This window comes from Geodermatophilus sp. SYSU D00814, assembly GCF_054050055.1.
On sequence record NZ_JBJGYP010000001.1, the window covers coordinates 232441 to 249438 of the forward strand.

The window sequence follows — 16998 nt, forward strand, 5'->3', positions numbered from 1 at the left end:
CTCCCCCACGTCCCACCGTGAGGGAGGACGCCGCACGGTGAGGGAGGACCCGCCACGATCAGGTCACCTGATCGTGGCGCGCGGGGCCCTCCGTCAGTAGCGGTAGTGGTCGCTCTTGTAGGGACCCTCGACCGGCACGCCGATGTAGTCGGCCTGCACCTTGGTCAGCTCGGTGAGCCGCACGCCGAGCGCGGCGAGGTGCAGCCGGGCCACGTGCTCGTCGAGCTTCTTCGGCAGCACCGTGACCGACGGCTCCCGGCCCTCGTACGCGGCCCGGTTGCCCCACAGCTCGATCTGGGCGAGCACCTGGTTGGAGAACGAGGCGCTCATGACGAAGCTGGGGTGCCCGGTGGCGTTGCCCAGGTTCAGCAGCCGGCCCTCGGAGAGCACGATGATCGTGTGGCCGTCGGCGAACCGCCACTCGTCGACCTGCGGCTTGATGGTGGTCCGCTCGATGCCCGGGGTGCGGGCCAGCCCGGCGATGTCGATCTCGTTGTCGAAGTGGCCGATGTTGCCCACGATCGCCTGGTGCTTGGTCCGGGCGAGCTGCTCGGCGGTGATGACGTCGCGGTTGCCGGTGGCGGTGATGATGAAGTCCGCCTTGCCGATGACCTCGTCGAGCGTGGCCACCTCGTAGCCGTGCATCGCCGCCTGCAGCGCGTTGATCGGGTCGATCTCGGTGACGATCACCCGGGCGCCCTGGCCGCGCAGCGACTCCGCGCAGCCCTTGCCGACGTCGCCGTAGCCGCACACCACGGCCACCTTGCCGCCGATCATGACGTCGGTGGCGCGGTTGATGCCGTCGATGAGCGAGTGGCGGCAGCCGTAGAGGTTGTCGAACTTGCTCTTGGTGACCGAGTCGTTGACGTTGATCGCCGGGAACAGCAGCCGGCCGTCGCGGGCCAGCTCGTACAGGCGCATGACGCCGGTGGTCGTCTCCTCGGTGACACCGCGGATGCCCTGGCCGATGCGGGTCCAGTAGCCGGCGTCGCCGGCCAGGCTCTCGCGCAGCGCGGCGAGGATGACGCCGTACTCCTCCGAGTCGGACCCGGTGGTCTCCGGGACGGCGCCCTCGGCCTCGAAGCGGGTGCCCAGGTGCACCAGCAGCGTGGCGTCACCGCCGTCGTCGAGGAGCATGTTCGGGCCGACGACGGCGCCGTCCTCGTCGCGGAACTCGAACAGCCGCTGGGTGCACCACCAGTACTCCTCCAGCGTCTCGCCCTTCCAGGCGAACACCGGCACGCCGGCGGGCTGCTCGGGGGTGCCGTCGCCGACGACGACCGCGGCGGCGGCGTGGTCCTGGGTGGAGAAGATGTTGCAGGAGACCCAGCGGACGTCGGCGCCGAGCGCGACGAGGGTCTCGATGAGGACGGCGGTCTGCACGGTCATGTGCAGGGAGCCGGCGATCCGGGCGCCGGCGAGCGGCTGCGCGTCGCCGTACTCGGCGCGCAGCGCCATCAGGCCGGGCATCTCGTGCTCGGCGAGGGAGATCTCCTTGCGGCCGAAGCCGGCCAGGGAGAGGTCGGCGACCTTGAAGTCGCCACCGGTCAGGGTGCTGGTCATGTCGCTCCAGGGATCGGCCCGGTCGCGAGGCCGGGCGAGTCGGATGCGTGTTCGCTGCGATCCCCGCGCACGGCGGGGAGAGCGAGCATGCCGAGGCTTCGGCGGGGCTCGTGCCGTCGTCGAGCATACCGCCGGCCCGCCGCAGCCTCAGGACTCGCAGCCGACCCCGTCCCCGTCGCCGTCGAGGGCCGGGTTCCACCCGGGCTCGCCCTCGCGGATCGGCGCGGCGCCCGCGGCCCGGACCGCGGCGCAGTCGGCGTACGGCTGCCGGTCCGGCGGCGGCGTCTGCTGGGCCGGCAGCGGGGTGCCGCCGGGCAGCGGCTCGTCCGGGCAGGTGCCGAGCACCGTGGCGGCCGCGTCGCGCTCCGCGGCGGTCATCCACAGCCCGTACTCGAGCTTGACCGCGACCTGGCGGGCCACGTAGGCGCAGCGGGAGGAGCGGTCCGGCGGCAGCCAGGTGGCGGCGTCGGAGTCGCCCTTGGCCTGGTTGAGCGGCCCGTCGACGGCGAGCAGGTTCAGCGGGTCGTTGGCGAACTCGGTCCGGCGGGCGTCGTCCCACTCCCGGGCGCCCTTCTGCCAGGCGTCCGACAGCGCGACGACGTGGTCGATCTGCACCGCCTCGCTGGTGCCCTCGCCGCGGCGGAACTCGATGGTGCGGCCGGAGTAGGGGTCGGCCAGGGTGCCCGCGACGACGACGCAGTCACTGCCCGGCCGGAACTGCACCGCGGTGAGGTCGCGGGCGAGGACGTCGTTGCGGGTGTCGCAGCCGTTGCGGTCGGTGTCGGCCCAGGCCTCGCCGAACTCGTCGCGGTCGTAGCCGGTGCGCGGCGCCCGGCCGCGCACCGGCACGGAGTCCAGCGCCTCCAGGGCGCTGGTCCCGGCACCGGGCGGGGCGGCCGCCGGCTCGTCGACGACGTCGCAGCCGGCGAGCCCGCTGCCGACGACCACGGCGACGGCCGTGACCAGGAGGCGGCGCGGGACGGGACGGGGACGCGGGTGCACGGGACTCCCGGGATGCGGGGAGTCCCGACGCTAGGCCGGATCCGGTCGCCGACGTGGGTGCCACGCCCGGGACGGGCCGTCAGCGACGCCGGCGGCGGCGGCGCCCGGTCGCCCACCAGACGACGGCCTGCACCACCGCGACGACGCCCGCGGCGAGGGCTGCCAGGGCGCCGGTCCGCAGCCCCGGGGCCTCGTACCGGAGGACGAGCTCGTGCTCCCCGGCCGGGACCTCGACGCTGACCAGGCCGGCCGGCCCGTCGGTCACCTCGACGGGCCGGCCGTCGACGGTCGCGGTGTACCCCGGCCAGGCCAGCCGGGCGAACAGGACCTCCCCGGCCGCATCGGCCCGGTAGCCGACGACCTCGCGGTCGGACCGGTAGCCGACGAGCTCGCGGTCGAGCCGGGCGGTGTCCTCGACGACGTCGACGCCCGGTGCTGACCACGACACCCGCCCCTCGCCGGTCAGCGGCTGCTCGCGCACCCAGACCACGCGCGCGTCGCTGACCTCGGCGACGGCCCACCCGGGCGGCGGCGGGGTGTCGGCGACGTCGGGCACCAGGACGCGCTGCACGACGAGGGTGGACACCCGCAGCGCGTCGACCAGCGGCACCGGGACGCCCTCCCCGGTGGGCTGCCACAGCCGGTCCCACGCGTCGGCACAGGGCTCGCCGCGGTAACCCATGCACAGCTCGTCGCCGAACTCGTCGAACCCGATGCCGGTGTAGCTGCCGACCGTCTCGTGCCCGACCAGCTGCTGCATGTTGCCGAACAGGAGCTCGCCGCGGCGCATCTGCTCGGTCGTGACGCCGTTCATCGTGGCCACCTGCAGGACCGTCCCCCGGTAGGGAGCGGCGCCCTCCTGCATCGCCGCCACGTCGGACGGCGCCCGCCACAGCACGCCGTCCGGCCGGTAGGGGAACGTGCCGCCCTGCAGGGCGACGACGGCCGCGGTCCCGGCGACCAGGACGGCCCCCAGCGCGGGCAGGCCGCGCCGGTGGTGGGCGAGGACGGCGAGGGCGGTGCCGGCGGCGACGAGCGCCAGGGCGGTGAGGTGGGTCCCGCCCAGCCCCGACGGCTGCACCGCCCACGCCAGGTAGGTCCCGCCGCCGACGATCGCGGCGCTGGCAACGGCCCGGCGGCGCCAGGCAGCCGTGGTCAGCCCCGCCGAGAGCGCGACGGCGAACAGGACCGCCACCGACAGGTAGAGGTAGTCGACGAACCGGATCGGCCAGCGGAACAGCCACAGGTTGGACGGGCCGAGCGTGAGCACCAGGAAGACGCTCCCCGTCACCACGGTGCCCAGCAGGAGACGCAGGCGACGGCGCAGCCGGTCCCACCGCAGCCACGGCAGCAGCGGCAGGACGAACCAGGCGAGGTAGACCGACGGCCGGGTCTCGAGGACGCCCTCCCAGTACGTCATCGAGGGCAGGTAGCTCGGGGAGCTGCCGGCGGCGAGGTCGCCGAGGTCGGGGACGAGGAAGGTGTCGTTGGCCAGGCCCGCCAGGTCCGAGCGCCAGGAGACCTCGTTGGTGGCCAGCAGCGGCAGGTACACCGGCAGCGCCACCGCGCCGACGCACAGGCCCACCACGGCCAGGTGCACCAGCCGGCCGGTCCGGCGCCGGACCAGCAGCTCCACGGCCAGGCCGAGGAGCACGACGACGACGCCGCAGGCGCCGTAGGGGCTGCCCGTCGTCATGGCGAGGGCGCCGAACACGACCGGCACGAGCGGGTTGAGCCGGCCCCGGGTGTGTCGGTGCGCCGCCCACCAGAACCAGGTGACCCAGGTGAAGGCCATCAGGTGGTACGGCCAGCCCCCGGCCTCGTAGAAGAGCGCGAAGCCGGAGAACGGGACGGCGACGCCCACCGCCGCGGCCGGCCAGCGGTGGGCGCCGTGGCTGCGGGCCAGCAGGAAGGTGCCCATGGCGAGCAGGCCGAGGAACTGCACCGAGACGACGGCGGCGGCGAGCGCGAGGTCGTCGAAGCGCGAGACGAGGACGAACTCGGCCAGGTTGACCGGGTTCCAGATGCCGGTCAGCGCCTCGCCGGCGTTGTTGCCGCCCATCCACGCCGCCGGGTCCATGGGCACCGGCCACCGCCCGGCCAGCAGGTCCTCGCCGAAGCGGTGCCACATCGGCATGTTTTGGTCGTACTGGTCCCCGGCGTAGTAGACGAACTCGCCGAGCAGGTAGGGGAGCCACCCGACCAGCCACGTCACGACGCCCACGGCCAGGGCGACCAGCCACTCCGGCACCCGGCGGCGCCGGGCGGGCCGCACCCGCGAGGGGCCCGACGGCGCCGTGCGGTCCTCCGGGGCGACGACCGTCGCGCGGACCTCGTCGTCGTACGTCGAGGCGGTCACCGGCTCCCCCGGTGCGCGGCAGGCGTGCGGCCGGCGCGCTCGCGGTCGACGGGCGCGGGGCCGCTGGGCCGGCGGGACGGGGGTCGGCAGACGGTCACGTCCCGAGATCCTGTCCTGTGCCGTTCCTCCCGTACACCGGTGTGACCACGGCCACCGTGCACCGGCACGGCCGGACGGGGTCCCGGGTGGGTCCGGGACGCCGCGTCACCGCAGGTTGGTGGTGGCCCGGTAGAGGACCGCCGGGCCGTGGGCGGTGACCGGGACGCCGGCCGGCACGAACGCCGACTGCCCGCGCTCGACCACCACCTCGCCGTCGGGTCCGCCGAGCACCGCGCGGCCCTCCGTGCACAGCACCACCTGCGGGCCGCGGGTGCCCAGGGGGCCGGCCTGCTCGTCGAGCTGGACGCGGGTGAGGTCGAAGTCGTCGACCGGCACGGGGTAGCGCAGGCCGCCGGGACCCAGCACCGGGTGCAGGACCGGGATCTTGCCGTCGGAGAAGTCCAGGACCTCGATGAGCGCGGCGAGGTCGACGTGCTTGCTGGTCAGCCCGCCGCGCAGCACGTTGTCGGAGCTGGCCATGACCTCGACGCCGGCACCGGAGAGGTAGGCGTGCAGGTTGCCCGCCGGCAGGAACACCGCCTCACCGGGAGCCAGCTTGAGGTGGTTGCACATCAGGGAGATGACCACTCCCGGGTCGCCCGGGTAGGCCTCGGCCAGCGTCGTCGCCCAGCGGTAGGTGTTGATGAACTCTGGGTCGTGGGCGGCGACGAAGCCGGCCGCCCGGTGGGCGACGACCTCGACCAGGTGCGTGCGCCGCTTGCCCGACAGCGCCAGCAGCTGCGGGATGGCCGCCTGCAGGCCGCCGCGCGCCAGCGCCGCGATGGTCGGCTTGAGCTCGGGCAGCTGCAGCTTGGCCAGGCAGTGCAGCGACTCCTCGACCGGCCGGAAGCCGCAGAGGGCCTCGAAGGTGGTCAGCGCGAGCAGCAGCTCCGGCTTGTGCCACGGGTCCTTGAAGGTGCGCGCCGGGTCGTCCTTGGGGACGCCGGCCGCCTCCTCGGCGGCGTAGCCCGCCCGCGCCTGGGCCATGGTGGGGTGGGCCTGCAGCGACAGCGGCCGGTCGGCGGCGAGCACCTTCATGAGGAACGGCAGCCGCGGACCGAAGCGCTCGACGACCGCCGGCCCGAGCAGCCGGTCGGGGTCGGCGGTGATGGCCGCGTCGAGGGGACGGCCGTCGGCCAGCACGCTCGGCTGGTCGGGGTGCGCGCCCATCCACAGCTCGGCGTAGGGCTCCTCGGCCGGGCTGGGCCGGCCGAGCAGTTCGGGGATGACGGTGCGGCTACCCCAGGGGTAGTGCCGGACCGCGCTGCTGAGCTGCCACATCGGCGTGGAGGCTACTGGCGCGCGCAGCGGACGCGGACGGTCCGCTCCCGCCTCCCCCCTCGAAGGGGGCGGACCTGCGGTCAGTGCGTCGTCGTCCCGGGGGCGGCGGGGTCCTTGCGCCGGTGCAGCGTCAGGCTCAGGACCAGCACGACGAGCCCGCCGACGACGAGTCCCACGACGGCGCTGGCCGCGGTGTTGACCAGCCAGCCCACGACCCCGCCGAGAGCACCGGTGGCCTCGTGCGCCAGTTCCTCGAGGTGGTGCACGAAGCCGTACACGGCGTGCAGGCCGAGCTCGTCGCTGCCGACGAGCAGGATGTGGCCGCCGACCCACAGCATCGCGACGGTGCCGACCACCGTGAGGGCGGTGAGCAGCCTGGGCATGGCCTTGACCAGCCCGCGGCCCAGCCCGGCCACGCCCTTGCGCTGCGACCGCGACAGGCGCAGCCCCGCGTCGTCCATCTTCACGATGAGCGCGACGACGCCGTAGACGAGGACGGTGATGAGCACGCCGACCACCGCGAGGATGGCCGCGCGGGACCAGAACCCCTCGCTGGCCACCTCGTTGAGCGAGATCACCATGATCTCCGCCGACAGGATGAGGTCGGTGCGCACCGCCCCGCGGACGAGGCTCTCCTCGTCGGGCGCCGCCTCCTCGGCGGTGGCGTGGTCGTCGTGGCCGCCCCGGAGCCGGTGCCAGATCTTCTCGGCGCCCTCGTAGCAGAGGTAGGCCCCACCGACCATGAGGATCGGGGTGAGCAGCCACGGCAGGAACTCGCTGAGCAGCAGGATCGCCGGGAGGATGATCAGCAGCTTGTTGCGCAGCGACCCGACGGCGATGCGCCGGATGATCGGGATCTCGCGCTCGGCGGACAGCCCGCGCACGTACTGCGGGGTGACCGCGGTGTCGTCGACGACGACACCGGCGGCCTTCACGCCGGCCCGCCCGGCGGCGGCGCCGACGTCGTCGATGGAGGCAGCGGCGGCGCGGGCGATGAGCGCCACGTCGTCGAACAGGGCCACGAGTCCACCGGCCACGGGAGGTCCTTCCAGTCGGTGAGCGGTCCGGGTGCCAGTACCCGGAGGCGGCGGGTCGGAACGCGCACGTCCGGTGGACCTCCGGTGACGGGGGTCGCCGGTGCGCTCAGCGGCGCAGTGCCCGCTCCTGGTCGAGGGCGAGGGCCAGGTAGACGGCGCTGAAGTCGGCGACCGCCAGCTGCCGCGCCAGGCGGGGCAGCCGACCGTGGCGGTCCGGGTCGCCGTGCTCGGCCAGGCCGCTGACCGGGACGTTGCCGCTGGCCGCGGTGCGCAGCACCTCCGCCATCGCCTCCTGCGCCGAACGCGGCTCGCGCTCCCCCGCGCCGTCGTGCTGGGCGGCGTCGGTGTCGCGGACGGTGAGCAGCCGCAGCCGCCGGCCGGTGTCCTCGGCGCGGTCGCGGAAGAAGTCGTCGGGGTCGCCGGCGGCCAGCGGCCCGGACAGGACGGCGCAGGCGGCCACCCGCTGGTCGGGCAGCCGGAACCCGCTGCTGGGCAGGCCGGCGAGGGTGGCGAGCTGGTCGGCGAAGCGGTCGGCGACGGTGTCGGCCAGCGGCCCCTCGGCGGCGATCACCGGGAACGCGTCGAGCAGCTCGAGGGCGAGGGTCTTGGCCGGGTTGACGAAGGACTCCTGCGCCGGCCCGCACTCGACGGCGATCTCGTCGAGGGCCTCGGCGATCGCCGCCGGGTCGGCCACCTCCGGCCGCAGCAGCCCGAGGTCGGTGGCCAGCCGCAGCAGCGGCGTCAGCAGCGACCACAGCGTGGTGTGCCGGACCCGCGAGCGCGGCAGCGGCACGTAGGGCATCCGCGCCGTCGAGCAGGCCGCCCGCAGCGGGGCGTCCTCGGCGCCGATGCCGAGCAGGGTCACGCCGCGGCGGGCGGCCTCGTAGGCGGGGGTGACCGCGTACCGGCCGGCGCCGGTACGGGTGGCGACGACGGCGACGTCGGTCGGGCCGGTCCACACCGGCAGGTCCGGGCCGGGCACGACGTCGACGGTGACCGGGCTCGACGGGCCCAGCAGGGCGCGCAGCACCGACGCGGCCACGGCCCCCTCCCGGCGGGCGACGATCACCAGCCCGCGCGGGCGTCCTCCCCCGGTGACCGTCTCCAGGCCCGCCTCGTCGACCAGCCGCGAGGTCTCGCGGACCTGCGCGCCGGCACCGGCGACGGCGGGCAGCAGGCCGCGCGGGTCGCGGGCGCGCAGCACCTCGGGGTCGTCGAGGACCTCCTCGGCCAGCTCCGGCGAGGTCACGGCGTCGCCGGCCCGCCGCCGGGGCGCCGGTCCCCGCCCGCCCGCCGGTCCCGCGCCTCGTCGAGCAGCAGCACCGGGATGCCGTCGCGCACCGGGTAGGCGCGGCCGCACGTGTCGCACACCAGCTCGCCGGCCGCCTCGTCGACGGTGAGCGGGCTGTGGTGGGTGTCGGGGCAGGCGAGGATCCCCAGCAGCACCGGGTCCAGCCCGAGCGGGCCTGCAGCGGTCATGCGCGCACCATCTCCAGCACTCGGTCCCTGAGCCGTTCCATCCGCGCCCGGTCGGGCGCCTCGACGTTGAGCCGCAGCAGCGGCTCGGTGTTGCTCGCCCGCAGGTTGAACCAGGAGCCGTCGGGGAGGTCGACGGTCAGCCCGTCGAGCTCGTCGAACGTCGCGCCGTCGGCCTCGAACGCCTCGCGGACGGCGGCGGTGCGCCCCGCGGCGTCGTCGACGGTGGAGTTGATCTCCCCCGAGGCGGCGTAGCGGCTGTAGGCGGCGGTCAGCTCCGACAGCGGCCGGCTCTGCTCCCCGAGCGCGGCGAGCACGTGCATGGCGGCGAGCATCCCGGTGTCGGCGCGCCAGAAGTCGCGGAAGTAGTAGTGCGCGGAGTGCTCGCCGCCGAACACGGCGTCGGTGCGGGCCATCTCGGCCTTGATGAACGAGTGCCCCACGCGGGTGCGCACCGGCTGCCCGCCGTGCTCGCGGACGATCTCGGGCACCGCGCGGGAGGTGATCAGGTTGTGGATGACCGTCGTCCCGCGGCCCTTGGCCAGCTCGCGGACGGCGACCAGCGCGGTGACCGCCGAGGGGCTGACCGGCTCGCCGCGCTCGTCGACGACGAACACGCGGTCGGCGTCGCCGTCGAAGGCCAGGCCGATGTCGGCGCCCTCGCGGCGGACGGCCTCCTGCAGGTCGACGAGGTTGGCCGGGTCCAGGGGGTTGGCCTCGTGGTTGGGGAAGGTGCCGTCGAGCTCGAAGTACAGCGGGACGACGTCGAGGGGCAGCCCGTCGAGCACGACCGGCACGGTGTGCCCGCCCATGCCGTTGCCGGCGTCGACGACGACCCGCAGCGGCCGGATCGTCGAGAGGTCGACCAGCGAGCGCAGGTGCGCGGCGTACTCGTGCAGCACGTCGCGGGAGGCGGTCTCGCCGGCCCGGTCGACGGTGCGCTCGTAGCCGTCGCGCTCGGCCCACTCGCGGATGGTGGCCAGCCCCGAGTCCTGCCCGATCGGGGCGGCGCCGGCGCGGCAGAGCTTGATGCCGTTGTACTGCGCCGGGTTGTGGCTGGCGGTGAACATCGCGCCCGGCACGTCGAGCGACCCGGCGGCGAAGTACAGCAGGTCGGTGGAGCCCAGCCCCGCCTCGACGACGTCGACGCCGCGGGAGCGGACGCCCTCGGCGAACGCCCGCGACAGCGGGACCGAGGAGGGGCGCATGTCGTGCGCGGTGACGACGGTGGTCGCGCCGCTCTCGGTCGCCACGAACTCGGCGAACGCGGCGCCGATGCGCCGTGCGACGTCCTCGTCCCACTCGTCGGGGACCACGCCCCGGACGTCGTAGGCCTTGATGATCGACGACAGACCTGCCACTGCCCACCCTCGCCTGGAGCCGTGCCCGGGCCGTCCCCGGTGCCGGTCGACCCTATAAGGACCCTCGCGAGGACCCCATCCCTCACCGCTCGCAAGCTCGCGGCGAGCCTCCGGACAGGGCCTCCAGCGCCTCGCACGCTCGGCGCGAGCCTCTGGACGGGGCCGACGGGGACGGCGGGGTCCTCCGTCTAGTCCAGGTCGGGCAGCACCCGCAGGTGGCCGCGGCGGGTGCCGCGGCCGTCGTCGGCCGGGGCGCGCGGGGGCTCGGGGCGGGCCGCCTCCCGGACGGCGTCGGCCAGCGCGAGCAGGTCGTCCCCGGTCGGGCCGGAGTCCTCGACGTCGATCTCGTGCCGGACGACCTCCCAGCCCCGCGGCACGGTGAGCCGCTCGGCGTGGAACTCGCAGAGGTCGTAGCTGTGCGGTTCGGAGAACGTGGCCAACGGGCCGACGACGGCGGTCGACTCGGCGTAGACGTAGGTCAGGGTCGCCGCCGCCGGTTGCGCGCAGCCGCTGCGCGAGCAGCGACGTGACTGCCTCACCACCGGTTCCTCACGCGAGGCACAGTAGCCGCGTGCGGGGTCTCCGGCGAGCAGGCGCACCGCTCGCCGGCCCCTCCTCTCCCATCCAACCCGACGTCCCCGCGCGCCCCGCCACCGGGTCGCCGCCGGCACGACCAGGGGCGCCGCGGACCGTCCGCGGCGCACGCTGCCCGACCGCTGCGGCGCGCCGTACGCTCGCCCCGCCATGAGCCGACCCGCCCCGCGCCCCTCCGCCGGCCCGCCCCGCTCCCGCCGCGACCGGCACGGCCGGGGGCTGCGCGGCCGCCTGGTCCCCGACGAGGTGCCGCTGTCGCGCAGCCGCGCCGAGCAGTTCGACGACCTCGTCCTGGACGCGGTCGAGGACATCGAGCGGCGCTGGGAGCGCGAGCTGGCCGGGGTGGAGTTCGCCGTCGAGGACGTGCCCTGGGTGGACCACACCAGCCCCGACGAGGTCGTCCTCGACCCCGACGTCCTCGACGACGCCACGGTGCCGCTGGCGCGGGTCCTGCCCGCCCACCGCGAGGACGGCCGGGACGTGCCCGCGCGGATCGTCGTCTACCGGCGACCGCTGGAGATCCGGGCGCACGACCGCGACGACCTCGCCGACCTCGTGCGCGACGTCGTCGTCGACCAGGTGGCCGTGCTGCTGGGCCGCGACCCCGAGGAGATCGACCCCACCGCCTGAAGCGGCTACCGGCCGCCCGGGGCGACGGGGCTGCCGAGCTCCTCGGCCATCCGGCGCGCCTCGTCGAGGCGGGCGCGGGCGAAGGCGACGTCGAGCCCGTCGCCGCGGTCGGCGCGGGTCAGCCGGGCCACCAGCTGCTCGAGGGCCACCGCGTGCCACAGCAGGCCCACGTCGGGTTCCTCCCAGCCTGCGGTGCGGGAGAGCACGACCTCGCCGACCTGCGCCCGGTCCTGCGCACCGGGGGTGGTGGCCCACAGCGTCAGCAGGTCGCGGTGGCGGGGCGCGGCGCGCACGCCGGACCACTCGAGCACGACCAGCCGCTGCTCGCCCTCGGGCGCGTCGCCGTCGAGGACGAGGTTGGCCGCGCGGTAGTCGCCGTGCCCGACCTCCGACAGCGGCAGCTGGGCCGCGGCGGCGCGGACGGCGCGCAGCTCGCCCAGCCGCAGGCCGCCGCGCAGCAGCCGGCCGGTGTCGCCGACCGTCGACCGCGCCCGGCGCAGCGCGGGACCCGCGGGTGGCGACCAGGGCTGCCCGGGCGGGACCGGCAGCGGCGCGATGCGCACCGCCGTCTCCACCGCCGCCGCCGTCCACCGCTGGCCGCCGGAGGGCCCGGGGTGGACCCGGCGCGACAGCAGCCAGCGGCCGTCGTCGGCGGCGGCGAGCACCTCCGGGACGCCGACCTTGCGCTCCTCGGCCCAGCGCCGGCCGCGCAGCTCCGCGCGCAGCCGGCGGCGGCCGCTCTCGGTGACGGCGAGGTCGAGGACCCGGTCGGCCAGCACGCCCTGCACCACGCCGAGGCGCGCGGTGAGGTCGGCGACCGACAGCACCGGCTGGGCGACGCCGAGCTCGGTGAGCAGCGAGGTCACGCGGTCGCGGATCCCGGACGACGTCGTCTCGCTCTCGGCCACCCGGGGATCGTGTCAGGGCGCCGCCCCTGCCGCACGCAGGCGCCCTGCGATGCTCTGGGGGATGGACCCCGCCGCGCCGATCGCCGCCTGGGGAGTGCTCGCCGCGGCGCTGCCGGCGCTGGTCGCGGTGGCGGTGCTGCTGGCCCGCACCCCGCCGCCCACCCGCACGGCGCCCGACTCACCCCGAGACGCCCCACCCCCTGACGCGGCGCGGCACTGGGCGCACGACGACCTCCCCGGGTTCCTCGAGGCGCCGCCGGGCACGCCCGCCCGCCCGGTCCCGGCACGGGCGGAGCCGCTCGCCGAGACCGAGGAGGAGCCGGTCACCCGCGCGGTGGCGGGGCTCGCCGCGGCGGCGCTGGCGCTGGTCGCCGTCCTCGCCGGCGTCGCGCTGGTCACCGGCCGCGCGGGCGAGTCCCCGACGGCGACCGCCCCGACCGCCGCCGTCCCGTCCCCCTCGGCCCCCGCGCCGGCACCCCGCACGCCGGACCTGCCCCCCGTGCCCGCCGACCCGCTGTCCGGTGAGCGCGGCGCCGGGCTGCTCGCGGCCCGTTCGGTCCCGCTCGGCGACGACGGCACGAGTGCCCGGGCGGCCTTCGGCGGGCTGGTGCTGGAGCACCGCGCGGTCGGGGTGACCGTCGCCTACCCGGCGGTGAGCGTCACCGTCGGCGAGGACGGCACGGCCCTGGCGCACGTGCGGCTGCCCACCTGGAACTGCCTGGGCACCACCGCCCCCGACGACCCGGCCGACGCCGGCTGCACGCCCACCGGCACCGAGTACGCCGACCTGCCGACCCCGGCGCTGGGCGTGACCCGGGACGGCGACGCGCTGCGGGTGGCCGGGCGCTTCCCCACCTACACGCGACCGGCCGGCACGCCGCCGGCCTACACCGGCCGGGTCTACGACCTCAGCGTCACCGTGGCCCCGGCCGCGCCGCTGGAGGACGGCGAGGCGCCCGCGGAGGGGACGGTGTTCCTCGGCACCGAGCGGGCGGAGTCGCTCGCCGACCCGCTGCTCAGCCGCGTGCGCGTCGCGGGCTGACCGGCAGCAGCGGCACGACGCGGTCGGCCACCGCGCGCACCACCCGGCCGCGGCCGACCACCGAGACGCCGACCAGTGGCGCGCCGGCCTCCTCACGCAGCCCCTCCGAGGCAGCCCGACCCCACCAGGGCAGCCGGTCTCCGCCGGCCGGGTCGCCGTCGAGGAGGGTGAGCAGGGCGGCGCGCGGCCGGCCCCCGTCGGTGACCGTGGCCACCTCGAGCCGGCCGAGGGCGGCGTGCAGCCGGGCGGCGGCGCGCACCAGGTCGCGGGCGCGGGGGTCGCGCTCGCCGGCCAGCAGGGCCGGCAGCGCGGCGTCGACCGCCCGGGCGTCCCGGCTGCGGACCAGCCGGCCGGGGACGGTGGCGAGGTCGTCGACCAGGCGCCGGCTGCGGGCGGTGGCCACGACCGCGTCGGGTCGCAGCCGGCCCAGCGCGCGCACCGTCGGATCGCCCAGCGGCAGCCCGGCCAGCCGCATCCGCCAGGGCCGGCGCAGCGAGGTGAGCAGGCCGAGCAGCCCGGCGGCCAGCCGCGCGGCGGCGTCCTCGTCGCGGGCGGGCAGCCGGGCGGCGGGCCGGCCACCGGGGACGGGCAGGCCGTCACCGAGCAGCGTGGCGGTGACCACGGGGCCGGAGGTGGCCAGGGCGAGCAGCGCGAGGGCGTCGGGCGGGCCCGGCCGGTGCGGCTCGACCACCACCGCGGCGGGCACCAGCCGTGGCCGGCGAGCGGCCTGCACCGACAGCACGGTGGTCAGCCAGGGTGCCGACGCGGTCAACGGAGCCCGGACGGCGCGGGCCAGCGGCACCGCGGCGCGGACCTCGCGCGCGACCTGCCCCCGCCCCAGGACGACGCGGGTGCCCCGCCCCGCCGTCTCACCGCTGCCGGGGCCCACCCCTCCATCCGACCACTCCACCCGGCCCCGCGCCGTCCGGATACCCGGCCCGGGGACGCCGCAGCCCCCGACGGCGGTGCCGTCGGGGGCTGCGGTGGTGGACGGGGGGTGTCGCACGGCGGTGTGTCGGACGGTCCCGTCGGGCCGCTGTGGGCGGCCCGGTGGTTCAGATGGCGCGGCGGCGCAGCCGGCGGCGCTCCCGCTCGGAGAGCCCGCCCCAGATGCCGAACCGCTCGTCGTTGGCGAGCGCGTACTCGAGGCACTCGGCCTTGACCTCGCAGCCGGTGCAGATCTTCTTCGCCTCGCGGGTCGAGCCGCCCTTCTCCGGGAAGAACGCCTCGGGGTCGGTCTCGGCGCACAGCGCGCGCTCCTGCCAGGAGGCGACGTCGTCGGTCAGGCCCATGCCGAGCATGCCCATCAGCCCCTCGTCGGCCGGGCCGGCGCTGCGGCCGGCCCGCTCCGATGCGCCGATGTAGTCACTCAGCCACGAGACCTCTGCCATGACGATGCGTCCCCTCTCGCTGTCGTCCGGGCGCCGGGCGCCGGGACCGTCCCGGCGCTCCCCGCGCCTCACACCGCCGGAATTACACGCGTGTCGTTGCCCGAGCGTCAACTGCGCCCGGTGTAAGCGCTTGACCACAGGAGCCACACCCGTCACGGGTCGTTCGTCAGTTCTCGTGCACGTACCCGACACGCCCGTCGAACAGTGGACAACTGCCCATGGGGCACGATGACTTTCGTGGAGATCGTCGTGCTCGCCGGGGGGGTCGGCGGGGCCCGTTTCCTCACCGGTCTCCGGGAGGTCGCACCGCCGTCGTCGGTCACCGCGGTGGTCAACACCGGCGACGACGTCACGATGCACGGCCTGCGGATCTGCCCGGACCTCGACACCGTCGTCTACACCCTCGGCGGGGGCATCGACCCCGAGCGCGGCTGGGGCCGGGCCGGGGAGTCCTGGACGGTCAAGGAGGAGCTGGCCGCCTACGGCGCCGAGCCGACGTGGTTCGGGCTGGGCGACCGCGACCTGGCCACCCACCTGGTCCGCACGCGCATGCTCGACGCCGGCTACCCGCTCTCCGACGTCACCGCCGCGCTGGCCGCCCGCTGGCAGCCGGGGGTCACCGTGCTGCCGATGAGCGACCAGCGGGTGGAGACCCACGTCGTCGTCGACGACCCCGGCACCGGGCGGCGCAGCGCGATCCACTTCCAGGAGTGGTGGGTGCGCCACCGCGCCGAGCCGCAGCCGCACGCCTTCGTGCAGGTCGGCGCCGAGCAGGCCCGCCCGGCGCCCGGGGTGGTCGAGGCACTGGCCCGCGCCGACGCCGTCGTCCTGGCGCCGTCGAACCCGGTGGTGTCGATCGGCACGATCCTCGGTGTGCCCGGCCTGCGCGACGCGCTGCGCGCCACCCCCGGCCGCGTCGTCGGGGTCTCCCCCGTCGTCGACGGCGGCGTGGTGCGCGGGATGGCCGACCGCTGCCTGCCGGTGCTCGGTGTGGAGGTCAGCGCCGAGGGCGTGGGCCGCCACTACGGCGCCCGGTCCGACGGCGGGCTGCTCGACGCCTGGCTGGTGCACACCGGTGACCCCGCGCAGGTGCCCGGCGTCGACGTCCGGGCGGTGCCGCTGCTCATGAGCTCGCCGGAGGCCACCGCGGCGATGGCCCGCGCCGCGCTGGACGCCGCGGGTGTCTAGCCCGGTCGACGGACTGCGGGTGCTGCCCGTGCGCGGGCTGCCGGAGTTCACCACCGGCGACGACCTGGCCGGGGCGGTGGCCGGGGCGGCGCCGTGGCTGGCCGACGGCGACGTCGTGGTCGTCACCTCCAAGGTCGTGTCCAAGGTGGAGGGCCGGGTGGTCGCCGTGCCACCGGGCGCCGACCGCGAGGCCGTCCGCCAGCGGGCCATCGACGCCGAGTCGGTGCGCGTGGTCGCCCGCCGCGGGCCGCTGCGCATCGTGGAGACCCGGCACGGCTGGGTGGTGGCCGCGGCCGGCATCGACGCCTCCAACGTGCCCGGCGACGCCCTGGTGCTGCTGCCCGAGGACGCCGACGCCTCGGCCCGCCGGCTGCGCGGCCGGTTGCGGGAGCTGCTCGGCGTCGAGGTGGCGGTGGTCGTCAGTGACACCTTCGGCCGCACCTGGCGGGAGGGGCTGACCGACGTCGCGGTCGGGTCGGCCGGCATCCCCCCGCTGACCGACCACCGCGGCGCCGTCGACGCGCACGGCAACCGGCTGGAGACCACGCAGGTCGCCGTCGTCGACGAGCTGGCCTCGGCCGCCGACCTGGTCAAGGGCAAGCTCGACGGCGTCCCGGTCGCCGTCGTCCGCGGGCTGGCCTTCGAGCCGCCCGGCGACGACCCCGGAGCCGACCCCGGCGCGCGGGCGCTGGTGCGGCTGGGGCCCGGCGACCTGTTCCCCTACGGCAGCCGCGACCTGGTCGGCAGCCGCCGGCCGGCGGCGGACCTGGTGCCCCGCGACGGCGACCGCGAGGCGGTGGCGGCGGCGTTCCGCGTGGCCAGCGCGGCGCTGCCGGAGTTCCCCGTGGTGCTGCGGCACGGCGGGGAGGGCGACGGCGTCGTCGACGTGCACCTGCCCGAGCGGGCCACCACCACCGCCGCGCTCAACCTCGGGGCGCTGCTCGGCGCGGTCGTCGTCCAGCTGCACGCCGAGGGCTGGACGACCCGCTGGGAGCCGGTGGGCACGCCCGGGGGCTCCTCCCTCGTCGGGAGGTTGTGGCTCGGTTCCCCCCGGGTCTGAGCGCCCC

16 protein-coding genes are annotated in these 16998 nt (G+C 76.4%); 4 read left to right on the forward strand and 12 right to left on the reverse strand.

What is annotated here, in order from left to right:
• Positions 1-93: 93 nt before the first annotated feature.
• From ahcY to ACI780_RS01160, 9 genes are all read right to left on the reverse strand, one after another.
• Positions 94-1563 carry an adenosylhomocysteinase gene (ahcY, locus tag ACI780_RS01120; protein ID WP_456871967.1) on the reverse strand — a complete coding sequence of 490 codons (1470 nt, stop codon included), beginning with the start codon at positions 1561-1563 and terminating at the stop codon, positions 94-96.
• A 147-nt stretch (positions 1564-1710) separates the two neighbouring features.
• Entirely contained in the window at positions 1711-2511 is an 801-nt protein-coding gene (locus ACI780_RS01125; RefSeq protein WP_457000463.1) for a GmrSD restriction endonuclease domain-containing protein, read from the reverse strand.
• A gap of 133 nt (positions 2512-2644) precedes the next feature.
• Complete coding sequence (locus tag ACI780_RS01130) at positions 2645-4924, reverse strand: hypothetical protein (RefSeq protein WP_457000464.1); 2280 nt, start codon at positions 4922-4924, stop codon at positions 2645-2647.
• Between the two features lie 204 nt (positions 4925-5128).
• Positions 5129-6304, reverse strand: coding sequence for a mannose-6-phosphate isomerase, class I (gene manA / locus ACI780_RS01135; RefSeq protein WP_456871970.1), 1176 nt, complete (start codon positions 6302-6304; stop codon positions 5129-5131).
• An 80-nt stretch (positions 6305-6384) separates the two neighbouring features.
• On the reverse strand, positions 6385-7341 hold the full coding sequence (locus ACI780_RS01140) for a DUF808 domain-containing protein (protein ID WP_457000465.1): 957 nt from the start codon (positions 7339-7341) through the stop codon (positions 6385-6387).
• Positions 7342-7447: 106 nt separating this feature from the next.
• Positions 7448-8590, reverse strand: a complete 1143-nt coding sequence (locus tag ACI780_RS01145; RefSeq protein WP_456871972.1) for an SIS domain-containing protein — start codon at positions 8588-8590, stop codon at positions 7448-7450.
• Positions 8587-8820: a Trm112 family protein gene (locus ACI780_RS01150; protein ID WP_456871973.1), complete on the reverse strand. Its 234-nt coding sequence runs from the start codon at positions 8818-8820 to the stop codon at positions 8587-8589. Before ACI780_RS01150 ends, ACI780_RS01145 begins: the two co-directional genes overlap by 4 nt.
• Positions 8817-10178, reverse strand: coding sequence for a phosphomannomutase/phosphoglucomutase (locus ACI780_RS01155; protein ID WP_457000467.1), 1362 nt, complete (start codon positions 10176-10178; stop codon positions 8817-8819). The genes ACI780_RS01150 and ACI780_RS01155 overlap by 4 nt, the downstream gene beginning before the upstream one ends.
• 188 nt (positions 10179-10366) lie before the next feature.
• Positions 10367-10717, reverse strand: coding sequence for a DUF3499 domain-containing protein (locus ACI780_RS01160; protein ID WP_089402638.1), 351 nt, complete (start codon positions 10715-10717; stop codon positions 10367-10369).
• 205 nt (positions 10718-10922) lie between these two features.
• Between ACI780_RS01160 and ACI780_RS01165 the strand changes: the two genes are divergently transcribed.
• Positions 10923-11402: a metallopeptidase family protein gene (locus ACI780_RS01165; RefSeq protein ID WP_089402248.1), complete on the forward strand. Its 480-nt coding sequence runs from the start codon at positions 10923-10925 to the stop codon at positions 11400-11402.
• Between the two features lie 5 nt (positions 11403-11407).
• Here ACI780_RS01165 and ACI780_RS01170 read toward each other — a convergent pair whose 3' ends face one another.
• On the reverse strand, positions 11408-12310 hold the full coding sequence (locus tag ACI780_RS01170; protein ID WP_456871975.1) for a hypothetical protein: 903 nt from the start codon (positions 12308-12310) through the stop codon (positions 11408-11410).
• Between the two features lie 61 nt (positions 12311-12371).
• Here ACI780_RS01170 and ACI780_RS01175 point away from each other — a divergent pair, with 61 nt between their 5' ends.
• Entirely contained in the window at positions 12372-13352 is a 981-nt protein-coding gene (locus ACI780_RS01175; RefSeq protein ID WP_457000468.1) for a hypothetical protein, read from the forward strand.
• On the opposite strand, the gene ACI780_RS01180 is transcribed toward ACI780_RS01175, so the two are convergent.
• Positions 13327-14241 carry a hypothetical protein gene (locus ACI780_RS01180; RefSeq protein ID WP_457000470.1) on the reverse strand — a complete coding sequence of 305 codons (915 nt, stop codon included), beginning with the start codon at positions 14239-14241 and terminating at the stop codon, positions 13327-13329. The two genes, ACI780_RS01175 and ACI780_RS01180, sit on opposite strands and share 26 nt — an antisense overlap.
• Positions 14242-14407: 166 nt before the next feature.
• Positions 14408-14659, reverse strand: coding sequence for a WhiB family transcriptional regulator (locus ACI780_RS01185; RefSeq protein ID WP_176449815.1), 252 nt, complete (start codon positions 14657-14659; stop codon positions 14408-14410).
• Between the two features lie 312 nt (positions 14660-14971).
• Here ACI780_RS01185 and cofD point away from each other — a divergent pair, with 312 nt between their 5' ends.
• Together cofD and ACI780_RS01195 are read left to right on the forward strand one after the other, a co-directional pair.
• Positions 14972-15931, forward strand: a complete 960-nt coding sequence (cofD, locus tag ACI780_RS01190; RefSeq protein WP_457000471.1) for a 2-phospho-L-lactate transferase — start codon at positions 14972-14974, stop codon at positions 15929-15931.
• Positions 15924-16991, forward strand: a complete 1068-nt coding sequence (locus ACI780_RS01195; RefSeq protein WP_456871979.1) for a coenzyme F420-0:L-glutamate ligase — start codon at positions 15924-15926, stop codon at positions 16989-16991. Before cofD ends, ACI780_RS01195 begins: the two co-directional genes overlap by 8 nt.
• Positions 16992-16998: the final 7 nt, after the last annotated feature.

Excerpts from the sequence above, each read along its gene's own strand:
- manA (WP_456871970.1), bottom strand. The coding sequence starts at position 6,304 with ATGTGGCAGCTCAGCAGCGCGGTCCGGCACTACCCCTGGGGTAGCCGC.
- ACI780_RS01185 (WP_176449815.1), bottom strand. The coding sequence starts at position 14,659 with ATGGGCATGCTCGGCATGGGCCTGACCGACGACGTCGCCTCCTGGCAG.
- ACI780_RS01150 (WP_456871973.1), bottom strand. The coding sequence starts at position 8,820 with ATGACCGCTGCAGGCCCGCTCGGGCTGGACCCGGTGCTGCTGGGGATC.
- ACI780_RS01175 (WP_457000468.1), top strand. The coding sequence starts at position 12,372 with ATGGACCCCGCCGCGCCGATCGCCGCCTGGGGAGTGCTCGCCGCGGCG.
- ACI780_RS01165 (WP_089402248.1), top strand. The coding sequence starts at position 10,923 with ATGAGCCGACCCGCCCCGCGCCCCTCCGCCGGCCCGCCCCGCTCCCGC.
- ahcY (WP_456871967.1), bottom strand. The coding sequence starts at position 1,563 with ATGACCAGCACCCTGACCGGTGGCGACTTCAAGGTCGCCGACCTCTCC.
- cofD (WP_457000471.1), top strand. The coding sequence starts at position 14,972 with ATGACTTTCGTGGAGATCGTCGTGCTCGCCGGGGGGGTCGGCGGGGCC.